At 54.5% G+C, this 16,681-nt stretch carries 13 protein-coding genes; 3 read left to right on the top strand and 10 right to left on the bottom strand.

Annotated elements, in window-relative coordinates:
• Positions 1-99: 99 nt before the first annotated feature.
• From C8R31_RS08880 to fur, 10 genes are all read right to left on the bottom strand, one after another.
• The gene (locus tag C8R31_RS08880) at positions 100-948 is read right to left on the bottom strand and encodes a carbonic anhydrase (protein ID WP_107693882.1); all 849 of its coding nucleotides are present in this window, start codon (positions 946-948) and stop codon (positions 100-102) included.
• Positions 949-1,144: 196 nt separating this feature from the next.
• Positions 1,145-2,548: a glucose-6-phosphate dehydrogenase gene (gene zwf, locus C8R31_RS08885; RefSeq protein ID WP_107693720.1), complete on the bottom strand. Its 1,404-nt coding sequence runs from the start codon at positions 2,546-2,548 to the stop codon at positions 1,145-1,147.
• Between the two features lie 78 nt (positions 2,549-2,626).
• Positions 2,627-4,291, bottom strand: coding sequence for a phosphoglucomutase (alpha-D-glucose-1,6-bisphosphate-dependent) (pgm, locus tag C8R31_RS08890; protein ID WP_107693883.1), 1,665 nt, complete (start codon positions 4,289-4,291; stop codon positions 2,627-2,629).
• A gap of 75 nt (positions 4,292-4,366) precedes the next feature.
• Positions 4,367-6,460, bottom strand: a complete 2,094-nt coding sequence (gene tkt / locus C8R31_RS08895) for a transketolase (protein ID WP_107693721.1) — start codon at positions 6,458-6,460, stop codon at positions 4,367-4,369.
• A 186-nt stretch (positions 6,461-6,646) separates the two neighbouring features.
• Positions 6,647-8,287, bottom strand: a complete 1,641-nt coding sequence (gene pgi / locus C8R31_RS08900; RefSeq protein WP_107693722.1) for a glucose-6-phosphate isomerase — start codon at positions 8,285-8,287, stop codon at positions 6,647-6,649.
• Positions 8,288-8,290: 3 nt separating this feature from the next.
• Positions 8,291-9,055 carry a CDP-diacylglycerol--serine O-phosphatidyltransferase gene (pssA, locus tag C8R31_RS08905; protein WP_107693723.1) on the bottom strand — a complete coding sequence of 255 codons (765 nt, stop codon included), beginning with the start codon at positions 9,053-9,055 and terminating at the stop codon, positions 8,291-8,293.
• 316 nt (positions 9,056-9,371) lie between these two features.
• Entirely contained in the window at positions 9,372-10,388 is a 1,017-nt protein-coding gene (gene ilvC / locus C8R31_RS08910) for a ketol-acid reductoisomerase (protein WP_107693724.1), read from the bottom strand.
• An 81-nt stretch (positions 10,389-10,469) separates the two neighbouring features.
• A complete protein-coding gene (gene ilvN, locus C8R31_RS08915; protein WP_107693725.1) occupies positions 10,470-10,961 on the bottom strand; it encodes an acetolactate synthase small subunit in 492 nt (163 codons plus the stop codon).
• A 3-nt stretch (positions 10,962-10,964) separates the two neighbouring features.
• Entirely contained in the window at positions 10,965-12,668 is a 1,704-nt protein-coding gene (locus tag C8R31_RS08920) for an acetolactate synthase 3 catalytic subunit (protein WP_107693726.1), read from the bottom strand.
• Between the two features lie 416 nt (positions 12,669-13,084).
• The gene (gene fur / locus C8R31_RS08925; RefSeq protein WP_107693884.1) at positions 13,085-13,540 is read right to left on the bottom strand and encodes a ferric iron uptake transcriptional regulator; all 456 of its coding nucleotides are present in this window, start codon (positions 13,538-13,540) and stop codon (positions 13,085-13,087) included.
• A 73-nt stretch (positions 13,541-13,613) separates the two neighbouring features.
• On the opposite strand from fur, the gene C8R31_RS08930 reads away from it, so the two are divergent.
• The 3 genes from C8R31_RS08930 (at position 13,614) to carA (ending at position 16,464) form a co-directional block, all read left to right on the top strand.
• The gene (locus C8R31_RS08930) at positions 13,614-14,213 is read left to right on the top strand and encodes an outer membrane protein assembly factor BamE (RefSeq protein WP_107693727.1); all 600 of its coding nucleotides are present in this window, start codon (positions 13,614-13,616) and stop codon (positions 14,211-14,213) included.
• A gap of 36 nt (positions 14,214-14,249) precedes the next feature.
• Positions 14,250-15,056 carry a 4-hydroxy-tetrahydrodipicolinate reductase gene (dapB, locus tag C8R31_RS08935; protein WP_107693728.1) on the top strand — a complete coding sequence of 269 codons (807 nt, stop codon included), beginning with the start codon at positions 14,250-14,252 and terminating at the stop codon, positions 15,054-15,056.
• A gap of 226 nt (positions 15,057-15,282) precedes the next feature.
• Positions 15,283-16,464 (top strand): glutamine-hydrolyzing carbamoyl-phosphate synthase small subunit, encoded by a 1,182-nt coding sequence (gene carA, locus C8R31_RS08940; RefSeq protein ID WP_107693729.1) that lies wholly within the window; start codon positions 15,283-15,285, stop codon positions 16,462-16,464.
• The last annotated feature ends 217 nt before the right edge of the window (positions 16,465-16,681 follow it).

The following is a 16,681-nucleotide window of genomic DNA, read 5'->3' on the forward strand; positions in this document are numbered from 1 at the left end:
TGACATGGCGCAGGCACATTCGGCCCCAAGTTGGGGAGAACCTCTTTAAGAGAAGCGCCTCTCATCCAGAGGGCTTCTCTTCGGTGGCTTACACCTTATTCAGGCGACCTGCGGGGAATTTTGCGCGATGCGCCTCGACTGTCGTCTCGTTTGGCTGCTTGTGCTCCAGACTATGAGGCCCAACCCAGCCAAAAGCATGGCATACGTTTCCGGTTCGGGAACGGCAGTGGCGAACCCAGGCACATCGGTTTGCACAAACCGTCCATGGAGGTCCTGAACATCGCGCGCATTTCCTTCCGGGAAAAGAGCGCGGAATTCGTCAATCTGAGCCTTCGACAAATCCAGCGGCTGAGCTAAGTTTATCCAGCTCACATTTTCGGAAAATGGGGGGGTAGTCAGTGAGCCTGGGTAGCGGAAAGAATCAAGATTGGCCGGCAAGAGTGAATTCAGATTGAAGTGATCGATATTGAGTGTGTCTGAAGTCGTTTGGGGCAAATGGGAAAAAATCGGATCGAGCGCACTGTTAGCACTCCCCTCATTGATCCAGCGTCCGACCACCAACAGGTTACTACTGGAAGGGTCGCTGAATACAAGGTGCATTTCCATCGGAGCAGCGACCCCCTTCAGCGTATGTTCCGCTGGGGTATGAAAGTGAAACTGAGCCAAGTCCCACTCATGGCCGGAAACCGTCAGCTTGCCAGCACCGGAACTGACATTGGCCCTGAGGGATTTTTCCGGATCAGGAGAACCGGTGTTGACCACGCTCAACGCGGTATCGGAATTGAAATTGAATTGCAACGGGGGCAACGCGCTGAAAACCGAATTTTCCGGGCGAATGTCGATGGGACTCTGAAGCTCCCCCGCCGCCTGAGCCACAGGCGGTGCAAGCAAGGGAATGATCAAAGCAAGGGGCGCTAGGCTCAACGGTCTAAAAAATGATTTTTTCATAAAGTGCACCTCGTGAAGGAAAAAAACAAATGACGCCAAAGATGAAACGAACCACGTTGCTGGGCTTAAGGTAGCATGCCCTGTGTGAGCAAAGCGTCGCGTAAACGTCAAAAAATCGTCAAGCCTGCGTTTCGCCGCTGGATTTACGATGAAATCATTTTGCTTTAGCATCGCGCAACCACGGATGTGTTTTTCATCAGACTTTCGAATCAGGGTTGTGCCAGCAGCCATCCGGGGCGATCAGCTCGTCCGCCTCCTGCGGCCCCCAACTGCTTCGTTCATACGGTGTCACCGGATGGTGTTCGGCGAGGACGTGATCGACTACAGCCCAGGCTGCATCCACCGCATCTTCGCGTGTAAAGAGGCTCCCATCCCCGATCATAGCGTCGTGAAGGAGCCTCTCGTAAGGAGATTCACGCCCGAAGTGTTCTTCGACCAGGCAGAGCTCGCGTTGATTGCCGACAAATTCCTTGCCCGGAAGCTTGACCCGGGCCGCAATGGCAACGGCGGAAATGGGAGACAATCGGAAGCGTAAATAATTGGCTTCGCAAACGTCGGAAGTCGAGTCGTCAAAAAGTTTTTGCGGTGGCGGCTTTAACTGGACAACGACTTCGGCCGCAGTTTCGGCGAGAAACTTTCCCGAGCGCAAATACCACGGCACGCCCTCCCATCGCCATGAATCGATGAAAAGCCGCAAGGCGCAGAAAGTCTCAACATCCGAATCTTTGGCTACCCCCGGTTCATCACGATAACCTTCATACTGACCGCGCACCAAGTCGTCCGGTGTTACCGGACGCATGACCCGGAAAATATTAACTTTTTCCGCCTGCACGGTCCCGAGACCGCTATAAGGGGGCGGTTCCATGGCGAGCAGCGCAACGATCTGGAACAAATGGTTCTGAATCACGTCCCGGAGACAGCCGACAGATTCGTAAAACGAACCGCGTCCCTCTACTCCGAAATGCTCTGCGAGCGTTATCTGGACGCTGGCAATATAGTGTCGGTTCCAGATCGGCTCAAGGAATGAATTGGCAAATCGGAAATACAGAATATTCATGATTGCTTCTTTCCCGAGAAAGTGATCGATGCGAAAAATCGATTCCTCCGGGAATACGGATCGCGCGATGCGGTTGAGCTCGCCCGCCGAGGCCAAGTCTCGTCCAAAGGGCTTTTCAACAATGACGCGAGCATTGGTGGCCAAATCCATGGCGTGTAGCCCCCTAATTACGTTCTCAAAGAGGGATGGCGGGATGGCAAGGTAATGCGCAGGCCGCTTGGCGTCTCCAAGAACCTGCTTGAGCTCCTTGAATGTATCGAGGTGATTGTAATCACCGCGGACGTACCGTAACAGGGAAAGAAGGTGGTTAAGCGCATCCGGGTTGTCAGCGGGCCCGGATGGGTTGACGGCTTTGGTAATCCTCTCCTGAAGTTGCTCGAGGCTCCACGGTGAGGACGCGACCCCAACCACTGGAACGTTGAGGAAACCCTTTTTCACCAATGCATAAAGCGCCGGAAAAATTTTCTTGTAGGCCAGATCGCCGGTCGCGCCAAACAGCACCAGCGCGTCGGATGGTTCAGCGCGGTCGTTGATCTCGTGCATCGCAGCCTCCTCCTTTTACTCGATATATCGGTGGATCGCTACCTCAACCAGTACAGATCGGCAGGAAATACCCGTACGTCAGGAGAGTTCGCGTTCGGCAAAAGTGGCGAGCGCATCGCCAACGATTGCCTGGGCTTCCTGAAGAATCCGGTGCAGATGATCCGTTCCCAGAGAACTTTCGGCATAGATCTTATAAATATTCTCAGTGCCGGAGGGACGAGCTGCAAACCACCCCTTTTTGGCGATTACCTTCACGCCTCCAATGGGAGTGCCGTTCCCGGGCGCGTGCGTCAGCACGTTCTCAATCTTTTCACCCGCCAGTTCGGTTCCCTTTATTTGCGCCGGTGATAATCTGGACAGAATTTCTTTTTCCGCTGGGGTTGCCGCCGCATCCACGCGCGCAAAAACGGTTTTTCCGAACTCGCGCTCGAGTTCCTGGTATATCTCCCCGGGATCGCGACCCGTGCGGGCAGTGATTTCGGCCGATAACAATCCCGCGGTGATCCCATCCTTGTCAGTCGTCCAGACGCTCCCGTCACGGCGAAGAAACGAGGCTCCAGCGCTTTCTTCTCCGCAAAAACCGAGCGAACCCGCGCCCAGTCCGGCCACAAACCATTTGAAGCCAACCGGTGTTTCGTAGAGACTGCGTCTGAGCTTGGCGGTTACCCGGTCGATCATGCTGCTGCTGACCACCGTCTTGCCTACTGCAACTTGTGCATCCCATTCCGGACGGTGCTGAAAGAGGTAGTGTACAGCTACAGAAAGATAATGATCAGCCGGTAGCAGGCCTGAGCTCGGGGTCACGATGCCATGCCTGTCGTGATCCGTATCGCAGGCAAAGGCAATATCAAAACGGTCCTTCAACTCAATCAAACCTTGCATCGCATAGGGTGAGGACGGGTCCATGCGAATCTTGCCGTCCCAGTCAATAGTCATGAAGCGGAACGTCGGATCAATCGCTTCGTTTTCCACGACGAGGTTCAGTCCGTAGCGCTCTGCTATCGCCGCCCAATAATGCACTCCGGCGCCGCCCAGCGGATCCACTCCTACTCGAATGTTTACGTCCCGGATCACATCCATGTCGACTACGTTGGATAGATCATTCACGTAATTGTTGAGAAAGTCGTACTGGTGAGTTGTTGACGCACGCGACGCATTTTCGAAAGAGATTCTTTTCACGCCTGCAAGCTTGTTCTTGAGAAGCTCGTTGGATCGCGATTCGATCCATCCCGTCACATCTGTGCCAGCAGGGCCTCCGTGCGGCGGATTGTATTTGTAGCCTCCGCTGTCGGGCGGGTTATGCGAGGGTGTAATGACTATGCCATCGGCTAGCCCGTGCTTCTGGCTGCGGTTCAAGCTTATTATGGCGTGAGAGACCGCGGGGGTGGGGGTGTACTCGCCATTTTTTGCGACCATGACGTCCACGCCATTGGCGGCCAGCACTTCAAGGGCGCTGGCATATGCCGGCTCCGAAAGCGCGTGCGTGTCAATCCCTAGAAATAACGGCCCGTCAATGTTTTGTCTTACGCGGTATTCGCAAACAGCCTGGGTGATAGCGAGGACGTGCCATTCATTAAAGCTGTGTTCGGTTGCGGAGCCACGGTGACCGGAAGTGCCAAAGCTGACCCTTTGCGTTGGTTCGGATTCGTCGGGGGTTAGCGTGTAATAGGCGGTCACAGCCCGCGGAACATTCAGCAGCATGGATGCAGGAGCGGGTTTTCCCGCAAGAGGGCTGATCGGCATCGTCAGTTTCCATAATGTGTTGAGTGGGCGCAGCGGAAGGATATTGCGAGTGCATGCACTCGCAATATCCATATACTATCTCGCGGCGTGCCTGGCGATTTGTTCCTTCGCCGCCGCAACGACGCGTTCGGGGGTAAATCCGAAATGATCAGCGACAATTGCCCCGGGTGCGGACAAGCCGAAGCAGCGCATGCCCAGGATCGTTCCGGAGTTTCCAGCATAGCGTTCCCAACCGAAAATCGACGCTTCTTCGACCGCCACCCGGGCGAGAATATCGGGTGGCAGAACGCTGTCGCGGTATTCCTGGCTCTGGTGTTCAAACAACTCCCAGGAAGGCATGCTGATTACCCGCGCATTGATTCCTTCCGACTGTAGCTGTTCATACGCGGTGACACAAAGTGAAACTTCGCTGCCGGTACCCAGCAGCAGAACATCCGGTTTTCCATGGGGAGTATCGGCCAGGACATATGCGCCCCGGGATACGCCACTCGCGGGCGCGTACTTGCTGCGGTCGAGCGTTGGTACGGCTTGGCGTGTCAATATCAGGCAGACCGGGCGTTCCTTTTGTCGCATGATCATGCGCCATGCTTCAACCACCTCGTTCGCGTCCGCTGGCCGCAATACAAGCATGCCGGGCGAGGCGCGCAAGGACGCCAGGTGCGCGACCGGCTGGTGCGTTGGCCCATCCTCCCCCAGACTGATCGAATCATGGGTCCATATATAGATGATTGGAATTTCCATCATGGCGCTAAGTCTGAGCGCGGCGCGGCAGTAGTCCGTAAACACAAGAAAACTGGCGGCGTAGGGGCGAAGTTTCGACAAACTCATCCCGCTAGCAATGGCGCACATCGCATGTTCGCGCAACCCGAAATGCAGATTGCGGCCGCGATAACTGCGCTCCGGATTATCAGGGATCACTGGCGCCTGAAAGTCGCCGTAAAATGCGCCCTTCAGTTCGGTTTTGGTCGAGGGCGCAAGGTCTGCCGCGCCGCCAAGCAGCCACGTTACGTGTTGGGCAATGGCGTTCAATACCTTGCCGGATGATTCACGCGTTGCAAGTCCCTTTACATCCGCCGGAAACGGGTGCAAATCCTTATCCCAATCTTGCGGCATACCACGCACTTGCATGCACTCGATCTCGGCGGCCTGGTCCCCGTATTGCAAACCATAGGCCGTGAACAATTGGTTCCAGGCGGCATGGGCCGCCCGGCCGCGGTTCCCGAAATACGCTCCGAAATGTTCCCTCACGCCGTCCGGAACGTGAAACTGCTTATCGGGGTCGCAACCGTAAAATTCCTTGGCCAGCCGCGCCTCTTCAGGGCCTAACGGTTCGCCATGCGCTTCGCGTGTATCTTGCTTGTGCGGAGAGCCATAGCCGATATGGCTGCGCACAATAATGAGCGTTGGCCGATCACGTGTGGCGCGAAACGTCTCGTACGCGCGCGTCAGTTGCGTCAGATCGTTGGCATCGCTGACGCGCGCTACATTCCATCCATACCCGGTGAACCGCGCGGCCACATCCTCGGTAAAGGTCAGCTCGGTCGATCCCTCGATCGTGATGCGGTTATCGTCATAGACCCAGCACAAATTGGACAGCTGGAGGTGCCCTGCGAGCGAGGCGGCTTCACTGCTGATTCCCTCCATTACGTCGCCATCGCTACACAGCGAATAAACGTTGTGGTCAAACAGGTCGAAACCGGGGCGGTTGTATGTTGCTGCGAGCCAGCATCCGGCTATCGCCATCCCCACGCTGACTGCGGCGCCCTGCCCCAGGGGTCCCGTGGTGGTTTCCACGCCAGACGTCCAGCCGTATTCCGGATGACCTGTGCAACGGCTGCCGGCTTGCCGGAAACTTTTGAGATCATCAAGGGTAACCGCCTGCCTGTCAGCCTCTTGGTAATGAGGACCCGTGGCCCTTACCTCTGTGAGATAAAGCAGGCTGTAGAGCAATGCCGAGGCATGGCCGGCCGACAGCACAAAGCGGTCACGGTTCGGCCATTCGGGATCATCCGGATCATAGCGAAGAAAGTACTGCCACAGGCAGTATGCGGTGCTGGCTGCGCCCATCGGTGTGCCGGGATGACCGGAACGCGCCTTCTCAACAGCGTCTATGGATAGACTGCGAAGGGTAGCGATACAGATGCGATCAGATTGCGTTTGATTTCTCATGGAAGTGATCCTGTAGAGCAAACCCAGTGCTTATTTAAGCAGTAAATATCTTACGAAAGGCTAAACCTCGATACGCATTCTCCTCGGCTTTCCGGCAAACGACTTGAGTAGTTTATGTAGTTATAGCTATAACAGCGGGATTTTCAACCACGAGCGTCCTGGTTCAAGCTCACGGCTTGGTTCAGCTCACGTATTCTTAACCCGGATATAGCGCCGCAGTAACGTATTGGTAGAACTGTCGTGCTTCATCGAATTTACATCCGGATGCTCGAGCTCTTTGATAATGCGGTAAGCCAGTGCCTTTCCCAGTTCTACGCCCCACTGATCAAACGAGTCAATATCCCAGATTGCTCCCTGCGTGAAAACGCTGTGCTCGTAAAGGGCGACAATCGCCCCTAGGCTGTGGGGTGTCAGGCGCTCGGCGAGAATTGTATTTGTTGGGCGGTTACCCTCGAAACTTCGATGCGGGCACAACCAGTCGGGCGTTCCCTCAGCTTTCACTTCATCCTCGGTCTTTCCGAAAGCCAACGCTTCGGTTTGAGCAAACAAGTTTGCCATCAGTACGTCATGATGATTTCCGAGAGGGTTCAAAGTTCGACAAAAGCCGATAAAATCGCACGGAATCAGCCGTGTACCCTGATGAACCAGTTGGTAAAAAGAGTGTTGACCATTCGTACCCGGCTCACCCCAGATCACGGGTGAGGTGTCGTAGCCAACACGAGCGCCACTGAGCGTAACGTGCTTGCCATTACTTTCCATGGTTAGTTGCTGCAAATAAGCCGGGAAGCGCTTAAGGTACTGGTCATAGGGCAACACGGCAACCGACGCTGCGCCGAAGAAATTGTTGTACCAGATCGCGAGCAATCCCATGAGCACGGGCAAATTATGGTCGAACGGAGCAGTTAGGAAGTGCTGGTCCATCGCGTGAAAACCTGCCAGCATGGCCCTAAAATTGTCGGGCCCGATTGCAATCATGGTAGAGAGGCCAACCGCGGAGTCGAGCGAGTAGCGTCCGCCTACCCAATCCCAGAACCCGAACATATTTGCTGTATCGATGCCGAATTTGGATACTTCCTCCGCATTGGTCGAGACAGCCACAAAGTGTTTGCGCACGGCCTGGTCATCTTTAAGCTTATCAAGCATCCATTGACGAGCTGCATGCGCGTTAGCCAATGTTTCGGCAGTGGTGAATGTCTTGGAACAGATGATGAATAGCGTTTCTTCCGGAGCGAGCGCCCGTGTGGCCTCCTCGAAGTCGGTGCCATCCACGTTGGACACAAAGCGGAAGTTCATATCGCGGAGCGCGTAGTGCCGAAGTGCTTCGTATGCCATCACCGGACCGAGGTCCGAGCCGCCGATGCCAATATTGACGATATTGCGAATTCGCTGCCCCGTATGTCCGCGCCACTGGCCGTCCCGTAATCGAACGGCGAAGTCGGTCATCCGGTCGAGCACCTTGTGTACTTCCGGCACGACATTAACGCCGTCAACAACAATTCTCTCTGACTGAGGCGCGCGCAAAGCAATATGCAAAGCGGGACGCTGCTCAGTGGAATTGATCGGTTCGCCTCTGAACATTGCGTTTATACGCTGCCGCAGACTGCATTCATCGGCAAGGTGCACGAGCAGTCGGAGCGTTTCGCTGGTAATCCGGTTCTTGGAGTAGTCGAGGTAGATGCCGGCGGCTTCCGCGACAAATCGCTCACCACGCTGGGGATCCTCGGCGAAGAGCTGACGCAGATGCAGATTCTTGACCGACGGGAAATGGCCTGCGAGGGCTTGCCATTCAGGGCGTTCTGTCAGGGTCTGGGTGGAAGGTCGCGCCATAGGTTATTGGCTCTCGATGGTCGTTCTTTTCTTCTTGAACCATCGCCACATCCGCAAGAAATAGCCGGAGAGCGCATAGAGGAAAAAAAGGCAGAACAGGACAACGGGTGGATGACTTGGAATTAGTACAAAGAAAAAGAGCGCCAGCAGCAGAACGGTGATGAAGGGCACGCTTTTACGCAAATTGATTTCCTTGCCGCTGTAATAGGGGATGTTACTCACCATTGTCAAACCCGCGAATAGCGTGATGCACCACGCAAGCCAGCGGATGTCTGTACCGGCTATTTCAAAATCCAGCATCACCCACACCAGGCCCGCAATGAGTGCTGCGGCGGCCGGGCTCGGGAGGCCCTGAAAGAAGCGCTTGTCCACGACGCCGATATTGGTATTGAAGCGGGCGAGACGCAGCGCGGCACAGACGCAATAAATGAAAGCCGCGATCCACCCTAGCTTGCCCATGCCCTTCAACGCCCATTCGTATATCACCAGCGCGGGTGCCGCGCCAAACGAAACCATGTCGGATAGGCTATCGTATTCTGCGCCGAATTCGCTCTGAGTGTGTGTCAGACGAGCCACCCTCCCGTCCAATCCATCCAGCACCATCGCGATGAAGATGGAAACCGCGGAATGTTCAAAACGCCCGTTCATCGCCTGCACGATGGCATAGAATCCGGCGAACAGTGCGGCCGTGGTAAACAAGTTAGGCAGCAGATATATGCCGCGCCGGCGGAGATTGGATTTGAGGAGGCGTGGATGAGGATCATGCATCGTTCATGCAATCCCGGAGGAGACCGGTTGATGTTAACCGGTTATCGGTCGATGGTAAACAGCAGTCCCTGTATCCATGCCCAAGAGCATGGGGCCCGTTACCCAGTGAATAGGTCACGCTTCGGGTATGTGTTATCTTCGGAGAAAGCGCCCAGCGAATCAATCGGCCGCCGGACTAAGGCACTGGCCCGGCGTTTGCAGTAAGCCAAAAAAATCCGTCAGAAAAGAAGGCGGGACTGTAATACGGGTGAGACTGGCTTTGAGGAGCGGACAGGGACGGGCGGCCCGGGTTGGCGTCGGGCCGCCCCTGCCTCTTTTAATTTTTCGCCTGATCGACCAGCTTATTTTTTTTGATCCAGGGCATCATGTCTCGCAGCTTGGCGCCGACTGTTTCAACCTGATGAGCGGAAGCGAGGCGGCGACTGGCTTTCAGCATCGGCGCACCTGCCCGATTTTCCAGAATGAATTCGCGCGCATACTCACCTATCTGAATTTCGTGCAGGATCTTGCGCATTTCTGCCCGGGTGGCCTCGGTAACAATGCGCGGACCGCGCGATATGTCGCCATATTCCGCATTGTTGGAAATAGAGTAGCGCATGTTTGCTATCCCGCCTTCATAGATCAGATCAACAATCAGTTTCACCTCGTGAAGACATTCGAAATAGGCCATTTCGGGCGCATACCCCGCCTCAACTAATGTTTCAAAGCCAGCCTGAATCAGAGCGGTCAAACCTCCGCACAGGACCACCTGCTCGCCGAACAGATCGGTCTCGGTTTCTTCGCGAAAGTTAGTTTCAATCACGCCTCCGCGCGTTCCGCCGTTAGCTGCTGCATAGGAGAGTGCAAGCTCGCGCGCCTTGCCCGATTTATTCTGATGCACGGCAATGAGTGAAGGTACGCCACCCCCTTGTAGATAGGTTGAGCGCACCAGATGCCCCGGCCCTTTTGGCGCTATCATGATGACGTCGAGATCCTCCCGTGGCGATACTTGGCCATAATGCACGTTGAAGCCGTGAGCGAACGCCAACGTTGCACCATTTTTCAGGTTGGGCTCGATCTCAGAGGCATAAACGGCGGCGATTTGCTCATCTGGGAGCAGCACCATTATTACGTCAGCTCCTTTCACGGCCTCTGCCACTTCCTGGACGTTAAGGCCAGCAGCCTGCGCTTTGCTCCACGAGGCTCCGTCCTTGCGCAGCCCAACAGTCACCGTTACACCCGAGTCGTTCAAATTATTGGCGTGAGCATGTCCCTGCGAGCCATAACCGACAATAGTGACTTTCTTGTCTCTGATGAGGGACAAGTCGGCGTCCTTATCATAATAAATATTCATGGTTTCCTTATGCTTAAAAGAATTAGAAAGCGACAGTAGAAGCGCTGGGGAGCGGGTTTTTCCCAGCGCGCACGACCCCTGCTAGACCTTCAATATCCGCTCGCCACGGCCTATGCCGGAGGCGCCGGTGCGTACTGTCTCCAGAATTGAGCTACGTTCGAGGGCCTGAAGAAATGCGTCGAGCTTGGAGCCGGTACCGGTCAGTTCGATGGTGTACGATTTATCGGTAACGTCAATGATGCGGCCGCGAAAAATATCCGACATCCGCTTGATTTCCTCACGATCCTTGTCGAGGGCACGCACCTTTATCAGCATCAGTTCGCGCTCAATGTGATCCCCATCACTCAAGTCCACCACTTTGACGACCTCGATGAGCTTGTTTAGTTGCTTGGTTATTTGCTCAATCACATCATCTGAACCCGTGGTAACTAGCGTCATGCGGGACAAAGTGGAATCTTCCGTGGCCGCGACGGTAAGGGATTCAATATTATATCCGCGGGAAGAGAAGAGCCCCGCGACACGAGACAATGCGCCCGCTTCGTTTTCCATTAACAAAGAAATGATATGGCGCATTTGTTATACCAGGATCATTTCAGAAAGACCCTTCCCGCCGGGCACCATGGGGAACACGTTCTCCGTCTGGTCGGTAATAAAATCCATGAATACCAATCTGTCCTTGAGCTGGAATGCCTCCTTGAGGGCGCCTTCCACATCTTGCGGGTGTTCAATTTTCATGCCTACATGACCATAACTCTCGGCCAACTTGACGAAATTCGGAAGAGCATCCATATACGATTCGGCATAACGATTGCCGTGAAAAAATTCCTGCCACTGTCTTACCATGCCCATATAACGGTTATTCAAATTAATAATCTTGAGTGGCAAATTGTACTGCTTGCACGTAGACAGCTCTTGTATGCACATCTGTATGCTGGCCTCACCTGTAACACAGGCGACGACGTTACCAGGATTCGCAAACTGAACGCCCATCGCTGCCGGCAGACCGAATCCCATCGTTCCCAGGCCCCCGGAATTGATCCAGCGGCGGGGCAGGTCAAACTTGTAAAACTGCGCCGCCCACATCTGATGCTGACCTACATCGGAGGTGATGAATGCATCGCCCCCTGTCACCTCATAGAGCTTTTCGATCACCCATTGCGGCTTGGTGACTGTACCTGAACGGTCGTATTTGAGGCAATCACGGGCACGCCACGCATTGATCTGAGTCCACCACGCGTCAAGAGCCGTCTGGTCCGGTTTTTCCTTGTGCGCCTTGAGCTGTTTTATCAATTCATCCAGTACGTCCGAGACGTTACCGACGATCGGGACATCGACTTTGACCCTCTTGGATATGGACGAAGGATCGATGTCGATGTGAATGATCTTGCGATCTTCATTAAAGAAATGCTTCGGATTGCCGATGACACGATCATCGAACCGGGCACCGATGGCGACGAGCACGTCGCAGTGTTGCATCGCCATATTGGCTTCGTATGTGCCATGCATTCCCAGCATTCCGACAAACTGCTTGTCAGTTGCGGGATAGCCGCCCAAACCCATTAATGTATTTGTGCAGGGAAAGCCGAGCATCTGCACGAGATCGGTGAGCCTCCCCGCAGCATCGCTAAGGATGACGCCCCCGCCCGTGTACATCATCGGACGTTTCGCTTCGAGTATCAGTTGTACGGCTTTTCTTATCTGCCCCGCATGCCCGCGGGTGACGGGATTATAGGAGCGCATGGAGACGCTGTCCGGATAAAGAAACGCTGCTTTCTGCTGACTTACATCCTTGGGGATATCCACGAGCACGGGCCCGGGGCGTCCAGTTGACGCAATGTAGAATGCTTTCTTGATGGTGGTTGCCAGCTCATCAATGTTCTTCACCAGAAAGTTGTGTTTGACGCAAGGGCGGGTGATACCCACCGTGTCAACCTCCTGAAACGCATCCAAGCCGATGGCATGGGTTGGCACCTGTCCGCTGATGATGACGAGCGGGATGGAATCCATGTAGGCGGTAGCGATACCAGTAACAGCATTAGTGACGCCAGGGCCCGAGGTCACCAAGGCCACGCCAACCTTGTTACTGGATCGGGCGTAGCCGTCCGCTGCGTGCACTGCCGCTTGCTCATGCCGCACGAGGACGTGCTTGACCTTGTCCTGCTTGAACAATTCGTCATAAATAAACAGCACGGCGCCGCCTGGGTAGCCGAAAATATAATCGACCCCTTCCTTCTGCAAACAACGCACCGTGATTTCAGCGCCCGTTAATTCCGTGCTCATGCTTTCTTCATTTCCAATGTAGGGTGCAGCAAAATATTAAGTGAAACACTGAACAGTAGCGGTTAGGCAATCATTGGTCAACCCCTTGACAGGAGAGTTGCCGAATAAGTGTCCCGCATCCGGCCCTTGCCCGGTCGCGGCGTCGGTTCCTAATCCCACTGTGTCCCCCCGACAGGACAGATGGAGGATTTATGAGAGATCCCTGGCTCGAACATGACAAGAGTGTGGTAGCAGGTGAAGAGTCGGGGCGGGGGATTTATCAACTGACGCACGACTAGACGAGAACAGCACGTTCAGTACAATGATGGTGCGCATTTTCGTAGCGCCATCCTGCGATCTACATCGACTATCTACCCGTTCAACAGGGTCAGTTGCTGCTGACGACTCACGGTCAAATACGGGCGCGGCGTATAAAATCAACTTTTCCCACTACCCGGGCCTTCTTCCGTTTTTCGATACGGGCACGCGGGCTTGATGCAGTCCGCGTAAAGCGAAAGCGAGTGCTCGTGCAAGGCAAATCCCCGATCCTTGGCGATTTTTATTTGCCGTTTCTCGATTTCGGCGTCATAAAATTCTTCGACCCTGCCGCACTGCAAGCACACCAAGTGGTCATGATGCGTGCTGCTGGAAAGCTCAAACACGGCTTTGCCGCCTTCAAAATGGTGGCGCTCGAGCAATCCGGCCTGCTCGAACTGGGTGAGCACCCTGTAGACAGTGGCAAGACCAATATCTTCGCCTTCACTGATCAGTGTTCGATAAACATCCTCTGCGGAGAGATGGCGGACGGGGCTGCTCTCAAACAAGCTCAGGATTCTGAGCCGTGGTAACGTGGCCTTCAAGCCCATGGTTTTAAGATTGTTTGGCTTGCTCATAGCGATGTCATCCAATAGGTTATTTGCTGTATCATATAACGTTGGGTTTGCTTTGGAAACACTACGCTGCCGCATGCGCGCAATACTACTCACGCTGGTCGTTGCGATATTGCTCGCCGGATGTTCGTCTGTTCCATCCCTGCTCTATAAAATAGAAATCCAGCAGGGCAATGTTATCACCCAGGAAATGGTCGACAAACTGAAGCCGGGAATGACGAGGTCACAAGTGCGTTTTGCTCTGGGCTCGCCGATGATTAACGACGCATTTCACAACAACCGCTGGGATTACGTGTATCGCCTGGAACAGGAAGGTAGACTGGTTGAGCAGCGACGCCTGACCGTGTTTTTTGACGAAGACAACCTGATACGCATTGATGGCAGTTTCAAAACTTCAGCTGCTTTTATTCGGCCTCCTGTAGTCGAGCACGCAGCGCCGATTGAGCCTGAGACGCCCTTGGTTAAAGAAGAGCGCAAGGACGCAGGCGGGGTTCCGGTTTTAGCGGAAACGCCAGTTCAGAAAAGTCCCGACCCCGGCAGTATTACAAGTTCGAACGGCGTTCCTCCGAGAAGCGATACTTCAGTTTCGCCGGCGCCGGAAAAACGAGTTCCCAGGCAGGCGCCATCACAGGCGACGGACAGGGGCGCCAATGAAGCGGACCAACTAAAAGAGTAGGGACGTCGTCCTGAAAGTGATGTTATTTAAGCCCAGATGAAGACATTGAATATCGCCGTTGCCGGAAGTTCCGGCCGAATGGGGCGTGCATTGCTGGAAGCGATTGCGCGAGCGGAGGATCTGCGTTTAACTGCTGCGTTGGAGCGTGCGGGGAACCCCTACCTTAAGAAAAACGCGGGTGAGTTAATAGGCGCCCCAGGGAATGTGCATATTACTGATGATTTGGCTGCCGCGCTTCGCGTAAGCGATGTGCTGATCGATTTTACCCGTCCTGAAGGAACGCTGGCGCATCTCGCCGCCTGTCGAGCGAACAGGGTCAAAATGGTCATTGGGACCACCGGCTTTTCGCCCGAGCAAAAAGAAGAACTTGAGGCCGCATCAAAGGATGCCGCCATCGTATTTGCTCCCAACATGAGCGTGGGGGTGAATGTGACCCTCAAGCTGCTGGAAATGGCGGCCCGGGTGTTGAGTGAGGGTTATGATGTTGAGATCATCGAAGCTCACCATCGCCATAAGGTGGATGCCCCGTCCGGTACTGCACTTAAGATGGGGGAGGTGGTGGCAAAGGCGCTTGGTAGAGATCTTGGAAAGGTCGCGGTCTATGAACGCGCGGGCCATACGGGTGAGCGTCCCACCGGCGCTATCGGTTTTGCCACTGTGCGCGGCGGTGACATTGTAGGTGAGCACACTGTGATGTTTGCGGGTACGGGCGAGCGGATTGAGATCTCGCACAAGGCTGGCAGCCGTGCAACGTTCGCGGAAGGCGCTCTGCGGGCGGCTCGTTTTCTGGCGGACCAACAGAATGGGCTGTTCGATATGCAGGACGTGCTCGGGTTGCGCTAAGAAGTTCACACCGGTCTATCCTTCAGTAGGCCGGGATCAATTTTCCCTTCCTGTTTGTCATTTCAGCTGATTCCCGTCAACTGGTCTGTCCATGATCCTTGTCGCTATATCGCCCGGTTTTATTGAAGTAGGACGCTTTTGAACGTATAATTTCGGTTTTCGAAAACGGAACAGACGGCATCTTGTCCCGTTTCAATCCGTGTCTGTATTCCCCCAGGAGCTTTCCGTGCCACAACCCACGCATGCCGTTCTTGCGCTCGCTGACGGCACAGTCTTTCGTGGCTTATCCATTGGCGCCGACGGCATCAGTACGGGGGAGGTGGTCTTTAACACCTCCATGACCGGGTACCAGGAAATTCTCACTGATCCGTCTTATTGCCGCCAAATAATAACCCTTACCTATCCCCATATCGGAAATACGGGTACAAACGATGATGATGTGGAATTCGGCAACGTCGATAGAGTACATGCGGCAGGACTGGTTATTCGAAGTCTTCCACCTGCCTCCAGTAACTGGCGCCAGACCCAGACCTTACCGGAATATCTCAAACAGCACGGAGTAGTCGCAATTGCGGATATCGATACCCGCAAGCTCACTCGTATTGTGCGCGAAAAAGGAGCGCAAGCCGGCTGTATTATGGCCGGGTCGCCCGACGAAGCGGAAGCGCTGAAACAGGCAAAAGCATTTCCCGGCCTGGTGGGAATGGACCTCGCCAAAGTGGTGAGCTGTGCCGAGCGTTATGAATGGAATGAAGGCGAATGGAAACTGGGGCACGGATACCAGACTCAGGAGAACCCTCGCTTTCATGTCGTTGCATTGGATTTTGGTGTCAAGCGCAATATGCTTCGGAAGTTGGTGCAGCGTAATTGCAGGGTCACTGTTTTCCCCGCGCAGACAGCAGCCGATGAGATTATCGCATTGAAGCCCGATGGCATCTTCCTTTCCAACGGCCCGGGTGATCCCGAGCCGTGCGATTACGCCATCACGGCGACCAGAAAGTTGCTCGAAGAAGACCTGCCGATTTTTGGTGTTTGCATGGGACATCAATTGCTGGGATTGGCCAGTGGTGCGCGTACCGTAAAGATGAAATTCGGTCACCACGGCGCGAATCACCCTGTGCAGGATGTTGATAGCGGAAAGATATTCATCACCAGTCAAAATCACGGTTTTGCGGTTGATAGCAGTTCCTTGCCTAAGAATGCGCGTATTACCCATCTATCGTTATTTGACGGTAGCTTGCAGGGGTTTGAACTGATCGGTCAATCCGCCTTTTGTTTTCAGGGTCATCCCGAAGCCAGTCCGGGACCCCACGATCTCGACTATCTATTCGATAAATTTATCGGATTGATGGAGCGGAAAAGGACGGGAGAAGATATGGGGAACGGAAGCGGCGCCTCTTCTAAGTAAGTCATACGTCGGAGCGAATCGCTGAAAAATTAGATGAGGAGTTATAAGCGCAGCGGGCGCGGGGAAGCTTGCTGTGTGCCGGTGCTTAGATGATGGCGACGCGTCGCCCGCAACACAAGTTGTACCGCCTTGTATCGTTTTGCCAGCCTCAAGGATTTGTACTGGATGTCTTCAGAATGTGAAGTGATCCGTAAGACTGGCGAAGGCGTTATTGGCC

It is taken from the genome of Nitrosospira sp. Nsp2 (assembly GCF_003050965.1).
Lineage (GTDB): Bacteria > Pseudomonadota > Gammaproteobacteria > Burkholderiales > Nitrosomonadaceae > Nitrosospira.